We start from the raw sequence: 20,514 nt of genomic DNA on the forward strand, positions 1-20,514 counted from the left end.
TATACCATTGTGGTAATAATAATGGAAAGGAGTACAGAATTGGATATAAAACTTAAATCTGTGTGTCAAATAGAAATGACAGACCGTGAAGCTGTTGGTTTACCAGATAATTATATTGACAATATTATTTCTAAAAATAACTTTAACCAAATGAATTTAATGACACAAGACATACAAAGTTTAGTCAATATCGTTGAAAGTAAAAAACCAATAGCAGAACGCTATTATGCAGGATTACTTTTATCATTAATAGGTGATCCCCGTATCGATCCCTTAAACCCAACAATGATCCATATTGATGCAACTGAATTTGTGATGGGTATTAGTGAAGAGCAAGCAGATAAAGTTGTTGAACAATATAAAAGATTTGGTGTGATGTCTAAATGGATTTATAAAGAATGTCCAGAGCATAAAGTCAAATGCCAGGCTTTCAGTATTGCTAAATATCCTATTACCAATATTGAATACAGAGTATTTTTATTATAAACCAAGTATACGGGTATTCCTTCTTCATGGCGGTTAGGGCAATTTCCTATTGAAAAAGCTAACCATCCTGTTTATAGCGTTACATTGTTCGATATCGAAAAATATATTGAGTGGTTAAATCAAAAAACACATGAAAATTATCGGTTGCCTACAGAAGTGGAATGGGAGTTAGCAGCATCTGGAGGGAAAAAACGAGAGTTTCCTTGGGGCGACAAATTTAATGCTTTTTTATTAAATACGGTCGAAACAGGAATTTATATGACAACACCTGTTGGTATGTTCTCTGCCGGACAATCTCCTTTTGGTGTCATGGATATGGCGGGAAATGTTGAAGAGTTTGTAGATAACAATTATTACGTCTATCCCGGTGGAAAACTGCAAAAAGATCATTTAAATGGAATGACGGAAACTTATCGAGTGGCACGGGGCGGTAGCTTTGCCCGTTTTTCTGATTTAGCAAGAACGACTCGCCGTCACGGTAAATTTCCGCATTTTGATCGTGAAATATTCGCAATGGGTTTTAGACTTGCTAAATAAAGGATAAATAAAATGATTCACTCAGCACCAATTAGCGGTATTGCTATCTATAAAAATGTTTATGTTGCTACAGCAGGATACGATAATCGTTTAATTCTTTGGGATGCCAAAACACATAAATCGTTAGCAATGGGTATGCATGATCATTTGGTTAATCAATGCGCCTTTTCTCCCTGCGGAACAAAATTAATTTCCGCTAGTAGTGACCATAGTGCCCGAATTTGGCAATTGCCGGAGATGAAACTTCAGCAGGTAATTAATATACACAAAGATGATGTATCAAAAGCTGCTTTCAGTCCTTTTGGTAATTATATTGGAACATGTTCTTATGATTGTACTTTGGCTGTGTCTGATTTGGCGGGTAATTTAATTAGCCGGATGGTCGGACATGAAAATCTTATTGAGAGTTTTGATTGGTCGCAAGATAGCTTAACATTAACATCCGTTGGTATGGATGGCACAATTCGAACTTGGGATGCCAAGACAGGAAAATTACTAGATATTATCTACATTGGTAACACAGATATAGATGCCATTGCTTGTATTTCTGACAAGGATAAGATTATTGGAAATAATGAAGGTTATATCTCTCTAATTAGAGATGGTAAAGAAACAAAAATAAAAGCACATAATTCGTCGATTAAAAAAATTGCTATTAATAATGACGGTCGTTTTTTTGCAACCACCTCTTATGATGGCTATATTATTATGTGGAAACTTACGGATGATCATCAGGTAGAAAAAATTTCTGAAGCTGAGTTGCCTCGAATCGCATGGCCACGTTCTATCGCATTTTTGGATGATAATACCTTAGTTATCGGTACATTTGCCTCTAGTTACCTTGTCTGGAGCCCGTATACTAAACAATGGGTTAATGAAAATCTCATTCCATCAAAAAGTCTTAATTCCATTCATATTGAAGGCAATGATGTTTATACCATTGGTGATGCTGGGCATACCTTGAAAAATGGGCTCATTATAGGTGGCCCTTGCACGTTATGTAATTTTATCACTCGTTTTCAATCCCGTTTGGTTTGTGGTGGGCAGGCTGCGGAATTATACGACGCTATCACTGGTGAATTACTTTATAAACTCGATTCGCCTATTAATTGCGGTATTAGCTTTACATCAAATAATCAGATTTTACTGGCTATTGGAACCTATTCAGGCAATGTTTTTATCTTTTCAGAAAAACAATGTCTCAAACTCCTGACTGTTATATATGCACACCAGAATGCTATTAAAGGTATTTCTTGCAATAGCAAGGAGTTGTTCTGTGGCTGTGCCGATGGTGAATTAAGTATTATTGATCCAGATAATCTTACTATTTTACACATGATACAGAGAGCCCACGAAAGTATATTGAATGACTGTTCACCTTTCGCACATGGTTTTGCGACAGTTTCTCGTGATTTGCATCTCGGTCTTTGGGGGGATGAAGAGCATACCGATAAAATAAAAACGCGCCATACACATTCGATAAAATGTGTTGCTGCTAGTGATGACGGTTTTTTTATTGCCTGTGGCAGTTATAGTGGTGTTGTTGATGTTTACTCTGTTGCTAACAAACAGTGGATAGGCCAGCCTAGGCGCCCGACTCATAGTGGGATTTCGTCTTTAGCTTGGAGTGAGAATAATCACATATTTATTGCTGCTTCTTATGATGGGCAATGTTACGAAATAAGTGTAATAGAATAATTTATATCACAAAATAATAGGAGAAAGAACAGTGCAAATATCACTCGAACAAAACACAATGAATAAAATCCTATTTATTGAAACTCGTGGAATGAACCCGACTGGAATTTTAAAAACAACCATAGAATTGGGATATTACCCTTGGGTTGTAACAGAACAACGTGAAGAATGGCAAACACATTTAAATGAACAGAATATAAACTGTACATTATTATCCGTGAGTCAATTGACAGCTCAGCATATTCTAAATGTATTACCTCATCGCCCAAAAGCTGTCATTACTCTTTCTGATCAATATCTTGAGATTGGCGCTGAAGTTGCCAAATATCTGGATTTACCCCATACTCCATTAGAAGTATTGGCCGATTGTCGTAATAAATATATCACTCGTAAACGAGTTAGTAGGACAACCGTCAAACAGCCCAATTTTGTAAAAGTTGATAATTTAAGACAGTTAAAATCAATTTCACTAGCTGATACTGTAACTTTCCCACTTATCTTCAAGCCTCTTTTAGGGCATAGTTCTCTGGGAATACATATTTTTTTTCATCAGGCAGAAGTGGATCATTTCTTTGAAGAATCATCTGATTGCTTTTATTTTCCCTACATTATCGAACAATTTATTGAAAACGCTGAGTTTGTTAGTGTTGAGGGGTTTGTAGATCGAGAAGGAATTCACTTTTTAGGTTGTAGCAGCCGTCTGCTAGGAGGAGAAAATGGTTGTGTCGAATTAGGTGGTATTTTCCCCTATAAGCTGTTTGAAACGCAGTTGTATGATGCTAGCCGAGCTGTTATTCCCGCGATAAATATGTTATTCGGTGCTTTTCACATTGAATATTTAGTACACGAAGATAATATTTATTTAGTGGAAATCAACCCTCGTTTTCCTAACGGTCCTGCTCCGGCCAACATGTCAAAAGCCTTAGGAATTGATTTAGATAGTTTAATTATTGAATTTTTTATTCAAGGGTTTTCTAAAACTAGACCCATTCCAACCCGTTTTTCAATGGCAAAAGCATTATATTCCACACAAGATGGAATAGTCACAAGCATTGATTTTCCTGATAATTTTGATGCGGATATTTTTTTATCTAAAACATTGCCTTTTACAGTGTCAAGAATTAAAAGCAATACTGATCGGTTTGGGTTTTTAATAGTGGCCTCAGATGATTTATCTCTATTGGATAAAAAAATGAATAATATCATTGCGAAAATGAATGTAGCTATTTTACCATCGCAAGAGTAGGGAGTATAATGTGATTTATAGTTTAAAAGATGTAAAGTTAATTAGACTTGCTTCCATTCCTTGGGGATGTTTATTGTTAAATGGTATCTCTTTTCCATTTTTAACACACAAAGGGTTGTCAGTCAGTGAAGTATTTTTCATTCAAAGCGTTTTAGCATTCTCTATTGTTATTACGCAAGTACCCAGTGGTTTATTCACAGATAAGTTTGGTAATAAAAAGGCTTTGGTTTTAGCGGGAATATTTAAAGGTATTGGTGGTATTATGGCTTGGGCAATGGAAGGCTTTGTCCCAATGATGATTGCTTGGTTTTTTATTGGGTTAGCCAATAGCTTTTACTCTGGAACCAATGTATCGGTAATTTACCGTTCATCTCTAGCTCAAGGAAAAAAAACAGATTTTGTTTCTAACATCTATCAATGGGGTAATTTTAGTTTCTATATTTCTATTTTTTTGGGTTCTTGGATTGCGAAATATTCAATGGAGTTGGCAGCATTGATTAATGGTTTAGTTGCCTGTACACCTGCTTTAATATTTTCATTTGTCTCTAATGATTCGAAATTTAAGGAATTAAATAAAGAAACAAATAAAAAGACAAAAATATTTAACCATTCTATTACGTCTAGTTTAAAAGGTTTTTTTTCTTTCCCGAAGAATAAAGGGCTGGTTTTGTTTTTATTTGCCTTGTCTGCAATGTTTAATATTATTGTTAGTCAATCCTCAAATTTAGCTCAGGTGTTTTTATTGAGTAAAAAATTTGAAATTCAGTACATAGGTTTAATCATTGGTGGATTAGGAGGAGGAGGGATTATTATCACGAAATTATTGTCTAAAAAAAATATTATCACTTTCTATACAACAAACGCTAATATTCATGATTTTATTAACTCTGTGTTCTTTCTTCTTATTCATTAACAATGTGGTTTTTGTCTTTATCATTGGGGTTTTATTATTAGAAGTTGTCAAATATTTAATTGAAGTATATATAGTAGATGCTATCAACCGTTCATATCAAGGTGAAATGATTGCCTCTTTAAATTCAGTATTAAGCCTTATGAAACGTTTTTCTGTTATGATTTTTGCACCACTCATCGGCGTCATGATCGAAAAAAATGGATTTCATATTGCGTTAATCTATTTAGCTTATTTCTATCTTTTTATCTCTGTCGTTGTTATTATGTTTATTTTTCTTTACCGTAATGAATCTAAATAAAATAGATTAAGGTTACTATCTATGAAAAAGAGTGACATCATACAACACCTTCCAGAATTGGAAGAATACGAAAAAACACTTTATTACAGTTTTAAACAATATTATAAAGAAGGGCGTGATAGCTGGTCTGGAGCAGAAGCTAGCCGAAAAACAACATTAAAGCTGTTGTCTTTGTTGAAAAATTCTTCATCAGTATTGGATATTGGTTGCGGTAGAGGGTTAGAATCTAAGGTCATTGCTGATCAAGGTCATAAAGTTTTAGCTCTTGATATCATTGATAGTTTTGAGTTCATTGATTATGATTTTCTCAATATTGAATTCAAGCATGGTAATTTCCTTGATAATAATATTATATTCGAAAAGTTTGATGCCATTCTGGATAATGGCTGTTTTCATCATCAACATCCGTCACTTTATCTGGCTTATTTGGAGAAAGTTTATGGCTGTTTAAAAGATGAGGGTTTTTTTGCTATTAGTATTTTTGCAACGGAAGATGAAAATCAAGATAAAGGGAACGTTTATCTCCATCAGGATGGTAGATTAGGAAAAGAGTTTAGTGCTTCGGAAATTATGGGATTATTTCTTCAGGATAAATTTAGTTTGTATTATCTGGAGCGTTATATTCGGGACAATTTTCCATTACCCAATTATTTATGTATATTCCAGAAAAATAATCACAACATCAATAATATTAAAAATAGATAAAAATTCAGGATAGTTAGATCACTTCGAGAAAAGCAGTGTTCGACTTCAATCAATGTATCTATATGCATTAAACTTCAAGCTGCAATTTACAACACGATATGAAACCTGATTTCTCCCCGCGAAGCGGGGAGAAATCACATGCATTTTGAAGTGAGATTGGTATATCACTTTGTCGTGCATTTCTTCTGATTTGGAATAGCCTATCGTTTTTCTGTTAAGGCGTTTTAAACGGGAGTGAAGTATCAGGGTTGGTTCGAAAAAGGAGAAAAATGGTCATTATTTCATTGGGATACATACAATCTTGTCAGTGGCGTAGATGGTGTCCGTTATCAAGAAAAAACTGCGTTCAATAGGGGATAAAAAACGACAAAAATCGTCGACATCGCAGAAAATTTCAACTAAGTTATTTATAGTTTGTTCCTCCTCGGAGCTGTTTTCGGTATTCACCAAAGTTTTGCTCTCGGAGCAGATTTTTCGTCAATTTCTTATCCAGAATTCGAGTTAAATATCATATTACATATTATGAACATTAACCATCACATAAGAGGTTAACATAAAAAAATAGTTTAAAACTAGTAATTAGCTTTTAGAACTATAAATATCACTTATGTGGAAACTGACAAAACAGTTGTGTTAGCTCTGTTGTAATCGAATATGGAGGCTGCAGGAAATCGTGGAACTCATTATAACATAAAATCTTTAGGCACATTGGTAATGTAGGGATGCATATAATGAATTTAATAGGGCTTGCGCTGAAAAATGATGGCAGCGGAGGATGAATATTTGCAATCCCAAGGTAAACTGCCAAATATAAAAACATTATTTTCAAAAGATCAAAGGAAATTAAATATATGAAATTTTTTTTGAAACGATTACAGACGATATTTCTTCTAAGTTTTACACTGCCTGCTTCAGCGGTGCAAAGCTACGTCACATTTAATGAAAATGATCCAGTCAATAACCGTGCTGCATCTTTTATTCAACAAAACCAAATAAATACACAAAAACAACCTTCTTCTTATTCTGTTCCATATAATTATAATTGCGGAGAGCAGATAAATTATGGCGTATTTGATCCAAATGGCTCCTTTCGTTATCGAATACTAAAAAACGATGCTCAGATAGACTCAGTGACTAACTTCCTTAATCCACCTATTTTTATGCGTTCTAATGCAATACAAGAATTACGAAATATTTATGAATACAGCAATACTAATGATCCTTATGCCAATATCTTTATTGACAGGTACATGATGCGCTTATCTGATGATGAGCGAAGGCCGACTCTAGCTATGGTTGATTATGGGCGTGACCATTCTCCTCCGTTATCGCATACAGAGAAAAATTCCAGTAGTTTACAATGCAATGACTTTATTATTGTCTATCCCCTAGCAGAAAACCTAATGCCAATTATCAATATATTGCTAACTGGCTCTGAACCTAAGATAAAAAAATGCGAGGTTGAGTTAAACACAACAAAAACTTGGGCTTTAAGTTCATGGTATAGTACCTTTACTCGTAAGGATGATTGTCAGGTTAATATTAGGTTAATTTGTGATGGAAATGAAAACGCGTGTTCCCCTTCTACGGGAGATTATTCCACAAGAAATAAATTTCAATTAATTATATATGATGATGAAAAAAATTATAAGCAAGAGTCTATTGAACGTGTTAAAAATACAGGAAAAGTTAATGTACCTTACCGTTCGAGCAATCTAGCGTCAACCGATAATATGAAATTTGAAAATAAAGGCAGCGGCACTGCAAAAATTTCATATGTTACTTCTAGTTGTTACTCTGATACCGGCCCAAGTAAATTTGAAATTAAACCAAACTTAGATCGTGCTTTTACCATAAAAACTAAAAACACGCTTAGTCTGTCCTGGTGGAATTGTTATAACCAAGATAAAAAAATTAGTTGGAAAATTGAATATATTACATATGAATAAATATGTTAAAAAGAGGCGAAATAAGATGAAAAAATTTTCTATACTTGCTTTATTTTTGGGTTTAATTGGCAACGTAGCGGTTGCTGCGACACCTAAAGATACTACAAATAATACACAACCTAAATTAAATATTGTTGATCCAATAAGTAAGCTGAGTTCTGCTCAAGACTGCTCTATCAACCAGGGTTATCTTATTTCTGTATCTGTAGGATATAATGATAATAAAAACTGGACAGCTTATACAATAAAAAATGTAAAAGGCGGTCAAGCTTGGTATTGGGGAGCTGATCATGTTGATACCCCGGCAGGGAAAGCTATGCTTGCAACGGCAATTTATGCTGCAGCTAGTGGACAAAAAGTTCTTATTCAATGTGACAGCAATAATTATATTAAATCTTTATGGGTTGGACCTGATGCTTATTAACTCATTTAGTTACATATTTATTATGTATACGTATTAAACTTCAAGTTGCCATTTACAACACGATATGAAACCCGATTTCTCCCCGCGAAGCGGGGAGAAATCACACACATCTTGAAGTGAGATGGGTATATAATAAATAAAAATTTTCGATTTATTTAGGCTGGAAGAATATGACTGAGCAAAGAAATTATCGGTAGTATTAAAGCAGACCCAGTATCATTGAGTCTGCTTATGCCGATTAAGCAAAACAAATTTTTGCCCAGCGAGCCAGGCCTGTCGTTACTGAACCGAAGTAATTCCCGCCAACCAGCGGGATACCTGGCAATTTTTGTTCAACTTCCTGACGCAGAATAGGGGAGCTGGCTGAGCCTCCGGTCATAAATATCACATCAGGTTGAGTTCCACTTTGTGCCACGGCTTCACTCACCAATTTTGCCATTTTCTCTTTAGTGGATTCGATTGCCGCAATCATCTGATCACGCTGAATATTAACTTCAATAACCTCTGTTAATAAATTAAGTTTAACACCATACTCAGACAGCTCTGAAAGCGCAATTTTGGCTTCCTCTGCGCTGCGAACCAGGCTGTATCCTAACGTCTCTTGGTGCACTTTCAATAAACGGGCGAGTTTTTCGGGCTCTTGGGCATCTCTGTGCAAGGATTTTAATGTCGTTAAATTCTGACGAGAGTAGAATGCTTTTTGGGCCTGTATATCATTGATGGCAATCGGGTTCCAGAACTGCGTCAAGGGCATATCAATACCTGAAGAAACTTTGCTGCCTAATCCAAAAGGGTGCATAAGTTGTTTAAAGGTGAGATTAATATCTAAATCATTTCCCCCGATGCGTTGACCTGTGTGCGCCAGTAAGCTGTCATTGCGCTCAGATAGGTTTTTCCAGCTTGGTCCCATTTGGATAACTGAGCAATCTGTTGTTCCGCCACCAATATCGACAACTAATACCGTTTTATCTTTTGTTAATGTGGCTTCATATTCTAAGCCCGCTGCCACGGGTTCAAATTGGAATTCAACGTTGCGGAAACCTGCTCGTTTGGCTGCATTAAGTAAGATTTCTTCAGCTTGCTGATTCGATTTATCACCACCACGCCCATGAAAATTGATTGGGCGCCCAATGACGACATCTGTGATAACTTGCTGTTTATTGGCTTCTACTTGTTGTTTGATATTCGCCATCATGGCACAAACCAGATCCTCAAGAAAACTGATTTGAGTATCTCTTAATCCCATTGCACCCAGAAAAGATTTTGGCGATTTAACGTAATAAACCTCTTGAGGATCTTCCAAATATTGAGCAAGTGCCTTTTGCCCAAATACGAGATCATCCGGCAAAAGTTCAATACCTTCCTCTCGGTTTGCCGTGATCGCGTTGCGAAGTAATTGCTCACCTGTTTGATTACTGGGTTTAATATTCCAGTGGCGAAATAAGTGCTCAGAAACAGACTCTCTGGTCGGTGCCGCCAGAGCTGAAGGCATGTAGAAGCTATCATTCTCAATAGCAATAAGCTGTGGCGTATCTCCGATCATTTCTGCTACTGCGCAATTTGATGTGCCATAGTCAAAACCGATGAACATAGGTTTCCTCATATTTAATCGTAGAAAATTTTAAAAAGGGCACAGATGCTATCCTAAATTAGTGCTGAATAATAGATAGAGCAATCATAAAGACTGAAATAATCCATTATTTTTCTTTTAGCATGTATTATGCCAAAACTAGGGAGAAGTATTGTATTATACCAATCGCCTTTCAAGATGTGTTGTAAGCTGCGACTTGAAGTCGGATTGGTATAATAATAAATGTATTCTTAATTTTATTGAAAATATCATTAATTAATACACATTGTTTATACCTATCGTCTTTTAAGATGCGTCTTAATATCTTCCCCGCTACTGCAACTTGAAGTTGGATTGGTATATTAGGCAATTTCTAATCGTGGGTATAAGGGAATTATCTTTTCCAGGCGAATTGATTAACGCTTATCATAGCGTGATTTTTGTTTCAGAAAATATCAAGTATGATATTGAAAATTATTCACTTTATACCAATCTAACTTCAAGATGTGTGCGATTTCTCCCCGCGAAGCGGAGAGAAATCAGGTTTCATATAATGTTGTCAATTGCAACTTGAAGCTTAATGCGTATATAACTATAACAGATTAGACGAAGGCCAAGCATATGACGCGTTACGAACAATTGGCTGGTGTGATCCGCCAACAAATAGAAGACGATATTTGGCAAGTGGGTGATAGGTTACCTTCATTACGGGAATCGGTGAAATCGTCAGGTTTGAGCTTGATGACGGTATTACAAGCTTATCAATTGCTGGAAAGCCAGGGATGGATCATGGCGCGTCCACAATCAGGGTATTACGTTGCTACTCGATTAAAACCCTTTGCGGCGGCAAAAGGGGGAAAGGGACTTAATTTAAGTGAAAATGTGGAGATCAGTGCGTCTATATTTGATGTCTTGCAGGCATGTAAAGATCCGCAAATTATTCCTTTCGGTTCGGCATTTCCTGATCCTTCTTTATTGGTCGAACCTAAATTGTCAAAAATACTGGCTTCAGTCGCCCGTCGTTTCGTGCCACACAATTCGCTGGCAAATTTGCCTCCAGGCAATGAAAAGTTACGGCGTAACATTTCTCGTCGCTATGCTTCCCACGGTATCCATGTTTCCCCTGATGAAATTGTAATTACTGCCGGAGCAATGGAATCATTAAGTTTCAGTTTACAATCCGTCACTTCGCCAGGGGATTGGGTCGTGATTGAATCTCCCGCTTTTTATGGCGCGTTGCAGGCGATAGAGCGGTTACGTTTGAAAGCGATTGCCATTAAGACAGATCCCCATACGGGCATTGATTTGGATACTTTGAAAGAGGTTGTGCAGAGATATCCAATAAAAGCTTGCTGGCTGATGTCGCGTTTTCAAAACCCACTGTGCAGCACGATGCCGCCTGAAAATAAACAACGATTGGTCGAGATTTTGAACCAAAAACAGATCGCCCTGATTGAAGATGATGTATATGGTGAATTGTATTTTGAGCAGGAACCTCCGGCACCCATAAAAGCTTGGGATACTGAAAATAATTTCATGCACTGTTCGTCATTTTCAAAATGTCTGGCGCCCGGTTATCGGGTGGGTTGGGTTGCAGCAGGCAAACATGCGAAGAAAATTCAGCAATTACAGATGATGAGTACGGTGTCTGCCAGCACGCCAATCCAGTTAGCGATTGCGGACTATTTGGCGCAGGGAGGATATGATAATCACTTGCGCCGATTGCGGCGGCAGTTGGAACAACGGCAAAATCGGATGCTATGGGCAATCAGTGAATACTTTCCCCAATCGGTGAAAGTAAACAGTGCGCGTGGTGGTTATTTTCTCTGGCTGGAATTTGACCCTCCTTTTAATACCAACCGGCTCTATCAACTGGCATTGGCAAAGAATATCAGTATCGCACCAGGTAGCATGTTTTCCACTAGTAACCAGTTTGATCATGCCTTTCGCTTGAATGCGTCATTTGCCTGGAATGAAACACAGGCTTTGGCAATGAAAACATTGGGGAATATATGCCATATGCTCTTAAAAGAATGCGGGTAATCAATCACACTTCAACTATCTCAATATTGTCGTAAGGGAAATTATTTGCCAATGTTTCTGTTAACAAGTTGACACTGGTTATCTTTTAGCTCTGTAAACAAAATTTAAAAGTGGTGAGGGAGTGGCATGAAAATGAAATGCTTCGATTATGCAACATTACCAAGGGTGCAATGGTCTGGAGGGGAAGGCGAAACCAGGGATATTGTTTGCTGGCCTGTGTCTGATGATTTCGCCTGGCGAGCTTGTTTTACGACTGTCCATCAAAGCGGGATATTAGGGCAATTCCCTGATGTTGAATGTTCAATCATTTTATTAAAAGGAAAGGGTATCCGCTTGACCAGTCCGGGTTTTTTGGAACACGAATTGGTGAAAAAGATGACGCCATTTAATTTTTCAGGCGATATTTTGGCCCATGCGGAATTATTGGATGGTCCTGTTCAGTGTTTCAATATCATGACTCGCCGTTCATGTTGGGCTTCTGAGGTTTCTGTTATTTCTGATGAACGTTTACTACCAACATCACACAGTGGTGTACTTTATGTTTTAAAAGGGCGTTGGGAAATGACTGGAGCGAATTGTGTCCAGCTTGCTTTTGGTCAAGGTGCATGGTGGTTACCGGATATACGGGAAGGGGTAATTAAGCCATTGATTGCAGACAGCAAGCTGTTGTGGGTTGATTTACGCCCGATTGGGTGAATGGGATAATCATTGAAAATTAATACAATAAGCGGCCTGCTTTATAGCGGGCCGCTGAGTTTTATCAGGTGCGCCGTAAAACCCCGTTCTTCAGAGGGTGTCGTAAAAGCTCATGTTATCTATTAAGATCGGCGCTCTTCCTTTAGGCGCCGATCTTTTATGACCTTATTCACCCGAAAACTGGAATCGTCTGTTCACACCCAACGTCAATTTGTCAAAGCGCAGCATTTACCTGTATTGGATGGCTCTCTTTCCCTTGGGGATTATCTCAAGCAAATGGGAGAACACAGTGCACTTATTGTCGCGGAGATCCTGGATGAACAAGACTGGGGACCTTTCGAACGTCATTATGCTTCAACAGGCAGGGCTCCTTATTCTCCCCGCTCCATGATGGGGATCCTGCTTTATGGGATCATGAAAGGACAGCGTTCGCTCAGAGCACTTGAACGCTTGGCGCGTTTAGATTTGGGCTGTATTTGGGTCAGTCAGGGAATTACCCCTGATCATGCCAGTCTTGGACGTTTCATTTATCAGCATCAAACTGTCCTGACGGGGATGTTTTTTAAAGAGCTGACCTTATCTGTTTTGCGCCGCAGTCAATCCGGTATTTCGTGTCTGGCGGGTGACGGGACAGTGATTGAGGCCATGTGTTCTCATTATCATCTTTTGACTCAGGCAGCCATTTCCCGCGAAAAAAAGACCCTCAGTGCAGCGCCTGCCACGGGGCAGACAGAGAAACGTCTTCAGCAATTGGAACAGGGCACAGAAGTATTACGACGCCGGCAAGAAAACCGGGCAAAAAAGGGGAAAGATGGTAGCCAGTTACGTATTAATCCCACAGAGCCAGACGCTGTCGTCCAGAAACTCAAGCGGGGAAAGGGATTTTCAACAGCCTATAAACCGTCTGTTTTAGTCAACACAGGACGTATTATCGTCGCCCAAACCGTAGATCCATCCAGTGAGACACGGGTAATGGCGGATTTATTGGTGCAGAATTTCAATTTATCGGGATATCATCCGGACAAATTGTTGTTGGATGCCGGTTATTTCCATGACGCGGTGATGGCTGAGGCACAAAAATATCAGATCCCGCTGTTTTGCTCTGAAAATTCAACCCGGCAGAGCCCCCGAACAATCTCCCCCAAATCGTTATTTATCTATGAGGCTGAGAAAGACACTTATCTCTGCCCGGCCCATCATTCATTATCGTTGAAAAGCACCGTGGCCGCGTCAGAAAAAGCGCGAGGCTATCGGGTCTATGGCAGTGCCAATGGCACTCAATGCCGGCAAAAAACCCAATGTACACGGGCCAAAGGTGGAAGAAAAATAAAACGCTATCGGGAAGATGAAAAGCGGGATGAACTGCGTTTGCATATGGCTAACCCTGAGTCAAAACGGATATTGAGTCAACGAAAGAGCAGAGTAGAACCGGTATTTTCAGCTTTGCGGGGAATTCAGGGACTGGAGCGCTTTCGGCGTAGAGGATTATCAGCGGTAAAGCTGGAATTTACCCTGCATGCGATGGCCTATAACTTATCAAGAGCAGTGGCTCTGATATTATGGATAATTTTCAGCCTGTTATTGGTTCAAATAACAGGCACTGAAAAATGGGAGAGGATCTCAACTTAACGCGTTGCAAAAATGACCTCCCCCCTTTTACGACACCCTCTTCAGGGCGGGGATATAAGGCGCGGTTTTCCGACTAACCTGGTGTTTTCTGCTGCTCGATGTATTGCCGGATGATCGAGATCGGCGCACCTCCGCAACTACTTGCAAAATAGCTCGGTGTCCACAGAACGCCTTTGTAGTAATAGCGTAGAGCAATATCTGGACGGTCACGCCGAAGCAGCCTGCTGGAAACGCCTTTAAGACTGTTGACCAGATTCGATACTGCGAGCTTTGGCGGGTAGTTGATCAGCAAATGCACGTGGTCGTATTCGCCGTCCATTTCAACCAGTTCAACACCAAAATCAGCACATACGCTGCTAAAGTAGCTGCGTAGCTTTTCGATGGCATCCAGATCGAATATCTTTCGTCGATACTTGGCGACGAATACCAAGTGGACGTGCATCAGGAAAACACCGTGTCTTCCGCGTCGAATATCAGTTTCTTTTGTCATAGACCAAAGTATAATGATAGTCATGAAACGACTTCAAGCCTTCAAATTCCAGTTAAGACCAAATGGTCAGCAGGAGCGCGATATGCGACGCTTCGCAGGGGCTTGTCGCTTCGTTTTTAACCGTGCACTGGCACTCCAGAATGAGAACCATGCAGCAGGGAATAAATATCTCCCCTACACCAAAATGGCTTCATGGCTGATTGAGTGGAAATCCGTACCTGAAACACAATGGCTGAAAGAATCTCCCTCGCAACCGTTGCAGCAGTCACTGAAAGATCTGGAGCGCGGCTACAAAAATTTCTTCCAGAAGCGGGCTGCATTCCCCCGCTTCAAAAAACGTGGTCAACATGACTCATTCCGCTACCCGCAGGGCGTGAAGCTCGATCAGCCCAACAGTCGAATCTCGTTGCCAAAGTTAGGGTGGATACGCTATCGCAACAGCCGTGAAGTCATTGGCGAAGTGAAAAACGTCACGGTCAGCCAGTCATGCGGCAAATGGTACGTCAGTATCCAGACTGAATACGAAGTGACTGACCCTGCTCACAATGCAGAATCCATGGTCGGACTGGATGCCGGAGTAACAAAACTTGCCACGCTTTCAGATGGCACGGTATATCAGCCAGTAAGCAGCTTCAAAGCAAACCAACGTAAGCTGGCAACACTCCAGCGGCAGTTGAGTCGCAAAGTAAAATTCAGCGCAAACTGGCAGAAACAAAAACGGAAAATCCAGTGCTTGCACTCGCACATTGCCAATATCCGGCGCGACTACCTTCACAAAGTCACCAGTGAAATCAGCAAAAACCACGCGATGATCGTCATTGAAGACTTGAAGGTCAGTAACATGTCGAAATCGGCAAAAGGCACGGCAGAGAAGCACGGAAGAAACGTCAGAGGCAAATCAGGCTTGAACCGCTCGATACGGGATCAAGGCTGGCATGAAATGCGCCGTCAGCTTGAGTACAAGCAGCTCTGGCGCGGTGGTCAGGTAGTGGCGATACCGCCGGCATACACCAGCCAGCGGTGTGCCTGCTGTGGTCATACGGCGAAAGAAAACCGTCAGACGCAAAGTCAATTCGTGTGTCAGGTATGCGGCTACAGCGCGAACGCGGATGTAAACGCCGCACGTAATATTTTAGCGGCAGGACATGCCGTGCTTGCCTGTGGAGGGATGGTGCAGTCAGACCGCCCGTTGAAGCAGGAATCCACCGAGGTGAGTCAGGCTTCGGTCTGAACGCTGTAGGAATCCCCGTCCTTTAGGGCGGGGAGGATGTCAAGCGATCAAAATCAATTATTTCAAGTTTTAGTTAAAAAAATTTAACCTAAAAAATGAAAAATAGCTAAAAGCGTATAATCTTAAACTATAAGCATATAACGATAAAACTAATATACCAAAGATATTATTGTTTCTGTTATTTATAGTTAGACAAATTATCTCCGCTAGTTTTGGATTGCTATCAAAATAACAGAAGTAGTGAAAACTTAATTTATACGCTGGTAAGGTTATTAATAATTATGAAAAAAATCTTGATAGTAACGCCATTATTGGCTTTTTCTTTTGGCGTCATGGCAGAACCTGATTTATCACAATTAGATTGGTACGATGGTAATGTATCTTTTGCGTTTGGGCTTGGTTGGCTAAAAGGAGAATCTAACGAAAATCTTTATGGATATGCTAAAGATCCACAATACAAAAGTAGCCAATTGAATTGGAAAATTGGCGATGCTCTGATTGCCAGAGGTAAAGTTTCCTGGGATCTCCTTGACAGGCTAACCATGAATGTGGGTGGTTGGGTCAGGTTATCGTCACGCGATAGCAAAATGGTGGATTACGACTGGCTGGATGTCAACCAGAGTCATTGGACTCATTGGTCATCCAGCCCGGATACTTCTCTAAACGATGCCAATGAATTTGATTTAAATGCCGCAGGTTGGTTGATTAAACAATCTAATTATAAATTGGGGGCGGTAGTCGGTTATCAGGAAACACGTTTCAGTTGGACGGCTTATGGCGGTAATTATATCTATAATAATGGCGCTGATATCGGAGAACTTCCTGCGGGGATGGCCGGCGTTGGCTATAAACAAAAATATAGCCTGCCCTATATTGGATTAACTGGACAGTACCGCTATCAGGATTTTGAATTTAATCTTTTATTAAAATATAGTCCGTGGGTAAAAGCCTGGGGTAACGACGAGCACTATATGCGTCGTTTAACGCTTCCTCAGCGATCTGATAAGGTGCGTTATTTTGGGGCCAGTATAGATGCCGGTTATTATTTAAATCAAAATACGAAAGTATATACGGCGTTTACCTGGAATAAATATCGCGAAGGTAAAGGTCAAACGAAGCTCATCTATTACGATGTTGGCTACACCGAAGATTTAGGTGACAATTCTGTCGGAATTGAAAACCGAAACTATAGTATCGATCTTGGATTACAGTACCATTTTTAGTTTTCTTATATACGCATTAAACTTCAAGATGCACATTGTTTCTCCCCGCGAAGCGGGGGAAACAATGAGTTATGTTGTCTTATAATGAGCAACTTGAAGTTAGATTGGTATAATGATATCACTGACAGTTACCATTTTTTCGGTATCTGTCAGTTAAAAAAACATACCAATTCTTACAGTTCAGTGAAATAGCGTCTCACAATCTCTCTGCCAATCTCTATCGAAGCCGTGGCAGCCGGTGAAGGTGCATTGCAGACATGCAGTGAACGGCGGCCTTTCACAAAGTGAAAATCATCCACTAATTTACCATCAGCCGTGAGTGCTTGCGCCCGCACACCGGCTGGACCTGGAGTGATATCTTCCGGCTGCAAATCAGGAATAAGCTGGCGGGCATTTTCGGTAAAAAGTTGACGAGAAAAAGAACGCCGCATTTCTGCCATGCCTTCACAGAAATAACGTGTGGCGATGTTCCAAAACCCTTTGTAAGTCAGTACTTCTGCTAAATCCCGTAAATTAAAATCTGTTTTGTTATATCCCTCACGCTTAAATGCTAATACTGCATTCGGGCCAACATCGCGTTTGCCATTGTGCATCCGCGTAAAGTGAACGCCGAGGAAAGGAAAATCAGGGTTAGGTACGGGATAAATCAGATGATTAACCAGATAATTTTTACTACTGTCCAGCACATAATATTCACCGCGGAAAGGAACGATCTTCATACCTGTCTTATAGCCAGCTAAGCTGGCGATCCTGTCACTGTGCAGCCCAGCACAATTCACCAACCATTTTGCCTGATAATGGGTTTGCTGAGTTTGTACCTCAACATAATCACCATGTTCATGAATACCCTGGACTTGCTGTTGATAATAAATATCACCCCCTCTGGTTTGAATGATTTCAGCCAGCTTGGCTGCAATTTCTGGGTAATTCACAATCCCTGCATCCGGCACCAATATCGCCTCAAGGCCGTTGACATAAGGTTCGCGCTCTTTCAATTGGGTTTGCGAAAGATGGCTGACGTCAAGGCCATTTTTCAAACCTCGCTGGTAGATATTTTCCAGCAAGGAAAGCTCCTTGAGTTGTGTGGCGACAATCACCTTACCGCAACGGTCGTAATATAATCCATGCTGCTGACAGAGCTCATATATCGTACGGTTGCCTTGTTTCGCCAGTCGAGCTTTTAAACTGCCGGGCGTGTAATAAATGCCGGAGTGCACAACGTTACTATTATGGCCGCTTTGGTGTACAGCTACGCCATTTTCTTTATCTAATATCAGCAAGCGTAAGTGTGGATGCTGTTCCTGTAAGGCATTAGCGGTGCCAAGTCCGACCAATCCCGCACCAATAACAATCACATCATACATTTTTAGGGGGTTCCTCATTATGCTTGTTTTTTACACGTTCCAATTTATTGCGTAAGAAATGCAGGGTTCCTGCCACGATAATCAGTGCTATTCCGGCCAGATCTGTGAGCATTCCTGGTTTGATTAACAGGATTGCGGCAATGGCGAAGAGAATTCTTTCTAGCCAATGGGTTTTGTACATCCAGAAATTAGCACTGGCAACAGAAAGTGAATAGATGCCAATCAGTGCAGTCAGGATCATATAACTAATGGACAGGACGTTTAAATCATCACCCTGCATCAATAAGGCCGGGTTGTACACCAAAATAAAGGGAATGATAAAACCGGGCAGAGCCAGATAAACCGCGTTCCATGAAGTCTGTATTGGATCAGCACGGGCAATACTGGCAGCCGTGTAACTGGCGAGTGCGACAGGCGGCGTAATATTGGAAAGTGCACCAAACCAGAAAACAAAGAAGTGAGCCGCTAAGGGTAAAACGCCTGCTTTGATTAATATAGGTGACACCGTCACGGCAACAACAATATACAAGGCAGTTGAAGGCAACCCCATACTGAGGACGATACAAACTATCATGACAACCAGCAGGATCATCCACAGGGTATTGTTGGTCAGAGAGACGATATTGAAAGCGAGGGTGGAGCCAATACCTGTCATGGTGACAACACAGATAATAACGCCAATAGCTGCACAGGCGACAGTGACCTGAATAGCCCCGCGGGCCGCTTCATTCAGGGCCGCCGCGATTTTCTTGGGAGTCATACGAACGGAAGTATCGGGTGTGCTCCAACTTGCGATAATAATCGCGATAATACCGAGGAAACCGGCATAAATCGGTGTTTTCCCGCTCAATAGGGTTCCAATCACAATAAAGAGTGGCAGTAATAATAGGCCACGGGCTTTGAGTACCGCTTTGACCTGGGGAATATTTTCCTTGCTGACGCCTTTCAATCCTTGTTTTTTGGCTTCCAGATCAATGGCAATAATCAGGGCGGCATAATAGAGCAGTGCCGGAATAATGGCGGCAACGACAATTGTGGTGTAAGAAATGCCTAGAAAACCTGCCATGATAAATGCGGCTGCTCCCATAATGGGTGGCATGATCATGCCGCCTGTTGATGCCGCGGCTTCGACAGCGCCGGCAAAACGGGGAGACAAGCCGATATTTTTCATCAGGGGAATGGTGAAGGTTCCGGTTGTGGCAACGTTGGCGACAGCACTGCCACTCAGTGAACCCGTCAGGGCAGAGGAGATGACCGCAACCTGGGCAGGGCCACCACGACGACGTCCAGCCATTGCCATAGCGAGATCATTGAACAATGCCGTCGCGCCGCTGGCACTTAAGAATGCGCCAAACAGGATAAAAACAATAATGGCTGTTGATGCTGTAGATAGGGTAATGCCGAAAATGCCTTCACTGGTCATAAATAAGCGGAATAACAGACGTTCAAGTGAAAATCCGGCATGACCGAAAATACCCATGAAATAATTGCCGAATAAGGCGTAGATGATGGCAAAAAGGGAGATAGCCGGTATGAAATAGCCGGTTGTACGCCTTGCTGCTTCAAAGAGTACAGCGATGCCAATGACGGACATCACATAATCTGTGGTATTAGGAATGCTGTTGCGTACAACATGCAAGTCAGTGTAAGTAAAATAAAAGTACCCATAGCTGACTAATGTGAGCAGAATAAACAGGTAATCCCAATAATTAAATTTGGCTGTTGCATGACGTTTGGAAATCGGAAACAGAATAAAGCCCAATACCAGAATGCCAGCGAGAAATGTTGCATTACGATAAAATTCCTGCGTATTGGATAACGCATTGGAATAGATAGCATAAAGGGAAATAGCGATGGCAAGTATTATCGTGATCTTCGAATAGAAACCGCTTAATTGGCGGCTGCCTGATCCTGCTTCTTTATCCAGCTCCATTGTGGATGGCGTTACATTATCAGTGTTCATAGCGACTCCATAATATTATGGTCAATAACATGCTGGGAAAATTAAGTTA

18 protein-coding genes and 2 pseudogenes are annotated in these 20,514 nt (G+C 40.4%); 14 read left to right on the plus strand and 6 right to left on the minus strand.

The window, feature by feature from the left end:
* Positions 1-39: 39 nt before the first annotated feature.
* The 7 genes from WDV75_RS08980 to WDV75_RS09010 all read left to right on the plus strand — a co-directional run bounded on the left by WDV75_RS08980 (position 40) and on the right by WDV75_RS09010 (position 5,883).
* Positions 40-486 (plus strand): SUMF1/EgtB/PvdO family nonheme iron enzyme, encoded by a 447-nt coding sequence (locus WDV75_RS08980; protein ID WP_273571572.1) that lies wholly within the window; start codon positions 40-42, stop codon positions 484-486.
* Between the two features lie 84 nt (positions 487-570).
* Positions 571-1,023, plus strand: a complete 453-nt coding sequence (locus WDV75_RS08985; RefSeq protein ID WP_338861080.1) for a formylglycine-generating enzyme family protein — start codon at positions 571-573, stop codon at positions 1,021-1,023.
* A gap of 12 nt (positions 1,024-1,035) precedes the next feature.
* A complete protein-coding gene (locus tag WDV75_RS08990; protein WP_273571574.1) occupies positions 1,036-2,721 on the plus strand; it encodes a WD40 repeat domain-containing protein in 1,686 nt (561 codons plus the stop codon).
* A gap of 31 nt (positions 2,722-2,752) precedes the next feature.
* The gene (locus WDV75_RS08995; RefSeq protein WP_273571576.1) at positions 2,753-3,967 is read left to right on the plus strand and encodes an ATP-grasp domain-containing protein; all 1,215 of its coding nucleotides are present in this window, start codon (positions 2,753-2,755) and stop codon (positions 3,965-3,967) included.
* 10 nt (positions 3,968-3,977) lie between these two features.
* Positions 3,978-4,880: an MFS transporter gene (locus tag WDV75_RS09000; protein WP_273571578.1), complete on the plus strand. Its 903-nt coding sequence runs from the start codon at positions 3,978-3,980 to the stop codon at positions 4,878-4,880.
* Positions 4,840-5,178, plus strand: coding sequence for a hypothetical protein (locus WDV75_RS09005; protein ID WP_273571580.1), 339 nt, complete (start codon positions 4,840-4,842; stop codon positions 5,176-5,178). The genes WDV75_RS09000 and WDV75_RS09005 overlap by 41 nt, the downstream gene beginning before the upstream one ends.
* A gap of 21 nt (positions 5,179-5,199) precedes the next feature.
* On the plus strand, positions 5,200-5,883 hold the full coding sequence (locus tag WDV75_RS09010) for a class I SAM-dependent methyltransferase (RefSeq protein WP_273571582.1): 684 nt from the start codon (positions 5,200-5,202) through the stop codon (positions 5,881-5,883).
* A 162-nt stretch (positions 5,884-6,045) separates the two neighbouring features.
* On the opposite strand, the pseudogene WDV75_RS09015 reads toward WDV75_RS09010, so the two are convergent.
* Positions 6,046-6,129, minus strand: a pseudogene (locus WDV75_RS09015) (IS1 family transposase); the annotation flags it as partial.
* Positions 6,130-6,190: 61 nt separating this feature from the next.
* A pseudogene (locus WDV75_RS09020) lies at positions 6,191-6,294 on the minus strand (IS982 family transposase); the annotation flags it as partial.
* 440 nt (positions 6,295-6,734) lie between these two features.
* On the opposite strand from WDV75_RS09020, the gene WDV75_RS09025 reads away from it, so the two are divergent.
* Together WDV75_RS09025 and WDV75_RS09030 are read left to right on the plus strand one after the other, a co-directional pair.
* On the plus strand, positions 6,735-7,832 hold the full coding sequence (locus tag WDV75_RS09025) for a hypothetical protein (RefSeq protein ID WP_273571584.1): 1,098 nt from the start codon (positions 6,735-6,737) through the stop codon (positions 7,830-7,832).
* 25 nt (positions 7,833-7,857) lie between these two features.
* A complete protein-coding gene (locus WDV75_RS09030) occupies positions 7,858-8,256 on the plus strand; it encodes a hypothetical protein (RefSeq protein WP_273571586.1) in 399 nt (132 codons plus the stop codon).
* 238 nt (positions 8,257-8,494) lie between these two features.
* On the opposite strand, the gene yegD is transcribed toward WDV75_RS09030, so the two are convergent.
* Positions 8,495-9,847, minus strand: a complete 1,353-nt coding sequence (gene yegD, locus WDV75_RS09035; protein WP_273571587.1) for a molecular chaperone — start codon at positions 9,845-9,847, stop codon at positions 8,495-8,497.
* A 600-nt stretch (positions 9,848-10,447) separates the two neighbouring features.
* Here yegD and WDV75_RS09040 point away from each other — a divergent pair.
* From WDV75_RS09040 to WDV75_RS09050, 3 genes are all read left to right on the plus strand, one after another.
* Complete coding sequence (locus tag WDV75_RS09040; protein ID WP_273571588.1) at positions 10,448-11,869, plus strand: PLP-dependent aminotransferase family protein; 1,422 nt, start codon at positions 10,448-10,450, stop codon at positions 11,867-11,869.
* 126 nt (positions 11,870-11,995) lie between these two features.
* Positions 11,996-12,565 (plus strand): HutD family protein, encoded by a 570-nt coding sequence (locus WDV75_RS09045; protein ID WP_273571590.1) that lies wholly within the window; start codon positions 11,996-11,998, stop codon positions 12,563-12,565.
* 159 nt (positions 12,566-12,724) lie between these two features.
* Complete coding sequence (locus WDV75_RS09050; protein WP_338861088.1) at positions 12,725-14,194, plus strand: transposase; 1,470 nt, start codon at positions 12,725-12,727, stop codon at positions 14,192-14,194.
* 73 nt (positions 14,195-14,267) lie between these two features.
* On the opposite strand, the gene tnpA is transcribed toward WDV75_RS09050, so the two are convergent.
* Complete coding sequence (gene tnpA / locus WDV75_RS09055; RefSeq protein ID WP_338861193.1) at positions 14,268-14,684, minus strand: IS200/IS605 family transposase; 417 nt, start codon at positions 14,682-14,684, stop codon at positions 14,268-14,270.
* Positions 14,685-14,706: 22 nt separating this feature from the next.
* Here tnpA and WDV75_RS09060 point away from each other — a divergent pair, with 22 nt between their 5' ends.
* Positions 14,707-15,915, plus strand: coding sequence for a transposase (locus tag WDV75_RS09060; protein ID WP_338861090.1), 1,209 nt, complete (start codon positions 14,707-14,709; stop codon positions 15,913-15,915).
* A 281-nt stretch (positions 15,916-16,196) separates the two neighbouring features.
* Positions 16,197-17,138, plus strand: a complete 942-nt coding sequence (locus WDV75_RS09065; protein WP_273570916.1) for an omptin family outer membrane protease — start codon at positions 16,197-16,199, stop codon at positions 17,136-17,138.
* A gap of 173 nt (positions 17,139-17,311) precedes the next feature.
* On the opposite strand, the gene lhgO is transcribed toward WDV75_RS09065, so the two are convergent.
* Entirely contained in the window at positions 17,312-18,502 is a 1,191-nt protein-coding gene (gene lhgO / locus WDV75_RS09070; RefSeq protein WP_273570915.1) for an L-2-hydroxyglutarate oxidase, read from the minus strand.
* Positions 18,495-20,465 carry a TRAP transporter permease gene (locus tag WDV75_RS09075; RefSeq protein WP_273570913.1) on the minus strand — a complete coding sequence of 657 codons (1,971 nt, stop codon included), beginning with the start codon at positions 20,463-20,465 and terminating at the stop codon, positions 18,495-18,497. Before WDV75_RS09075 ends, lhgO begins: the two co-directional genes overlap by 8 nt.
* Between the last annotated feature and the right edge of the window lie 49 nt (positions 20,466-20,514).

Origin of the sequence: Xenorhabdus griffiniae, assembly GCF_037265215.1 — a bacterium.
Lineage (GTDB): Bacteria > Pseudomonadota > Gammaproteobacteria > Enterobacterales > Enterobacteriaceae > Xenorhabdus > Xenorhabdus griffiniae.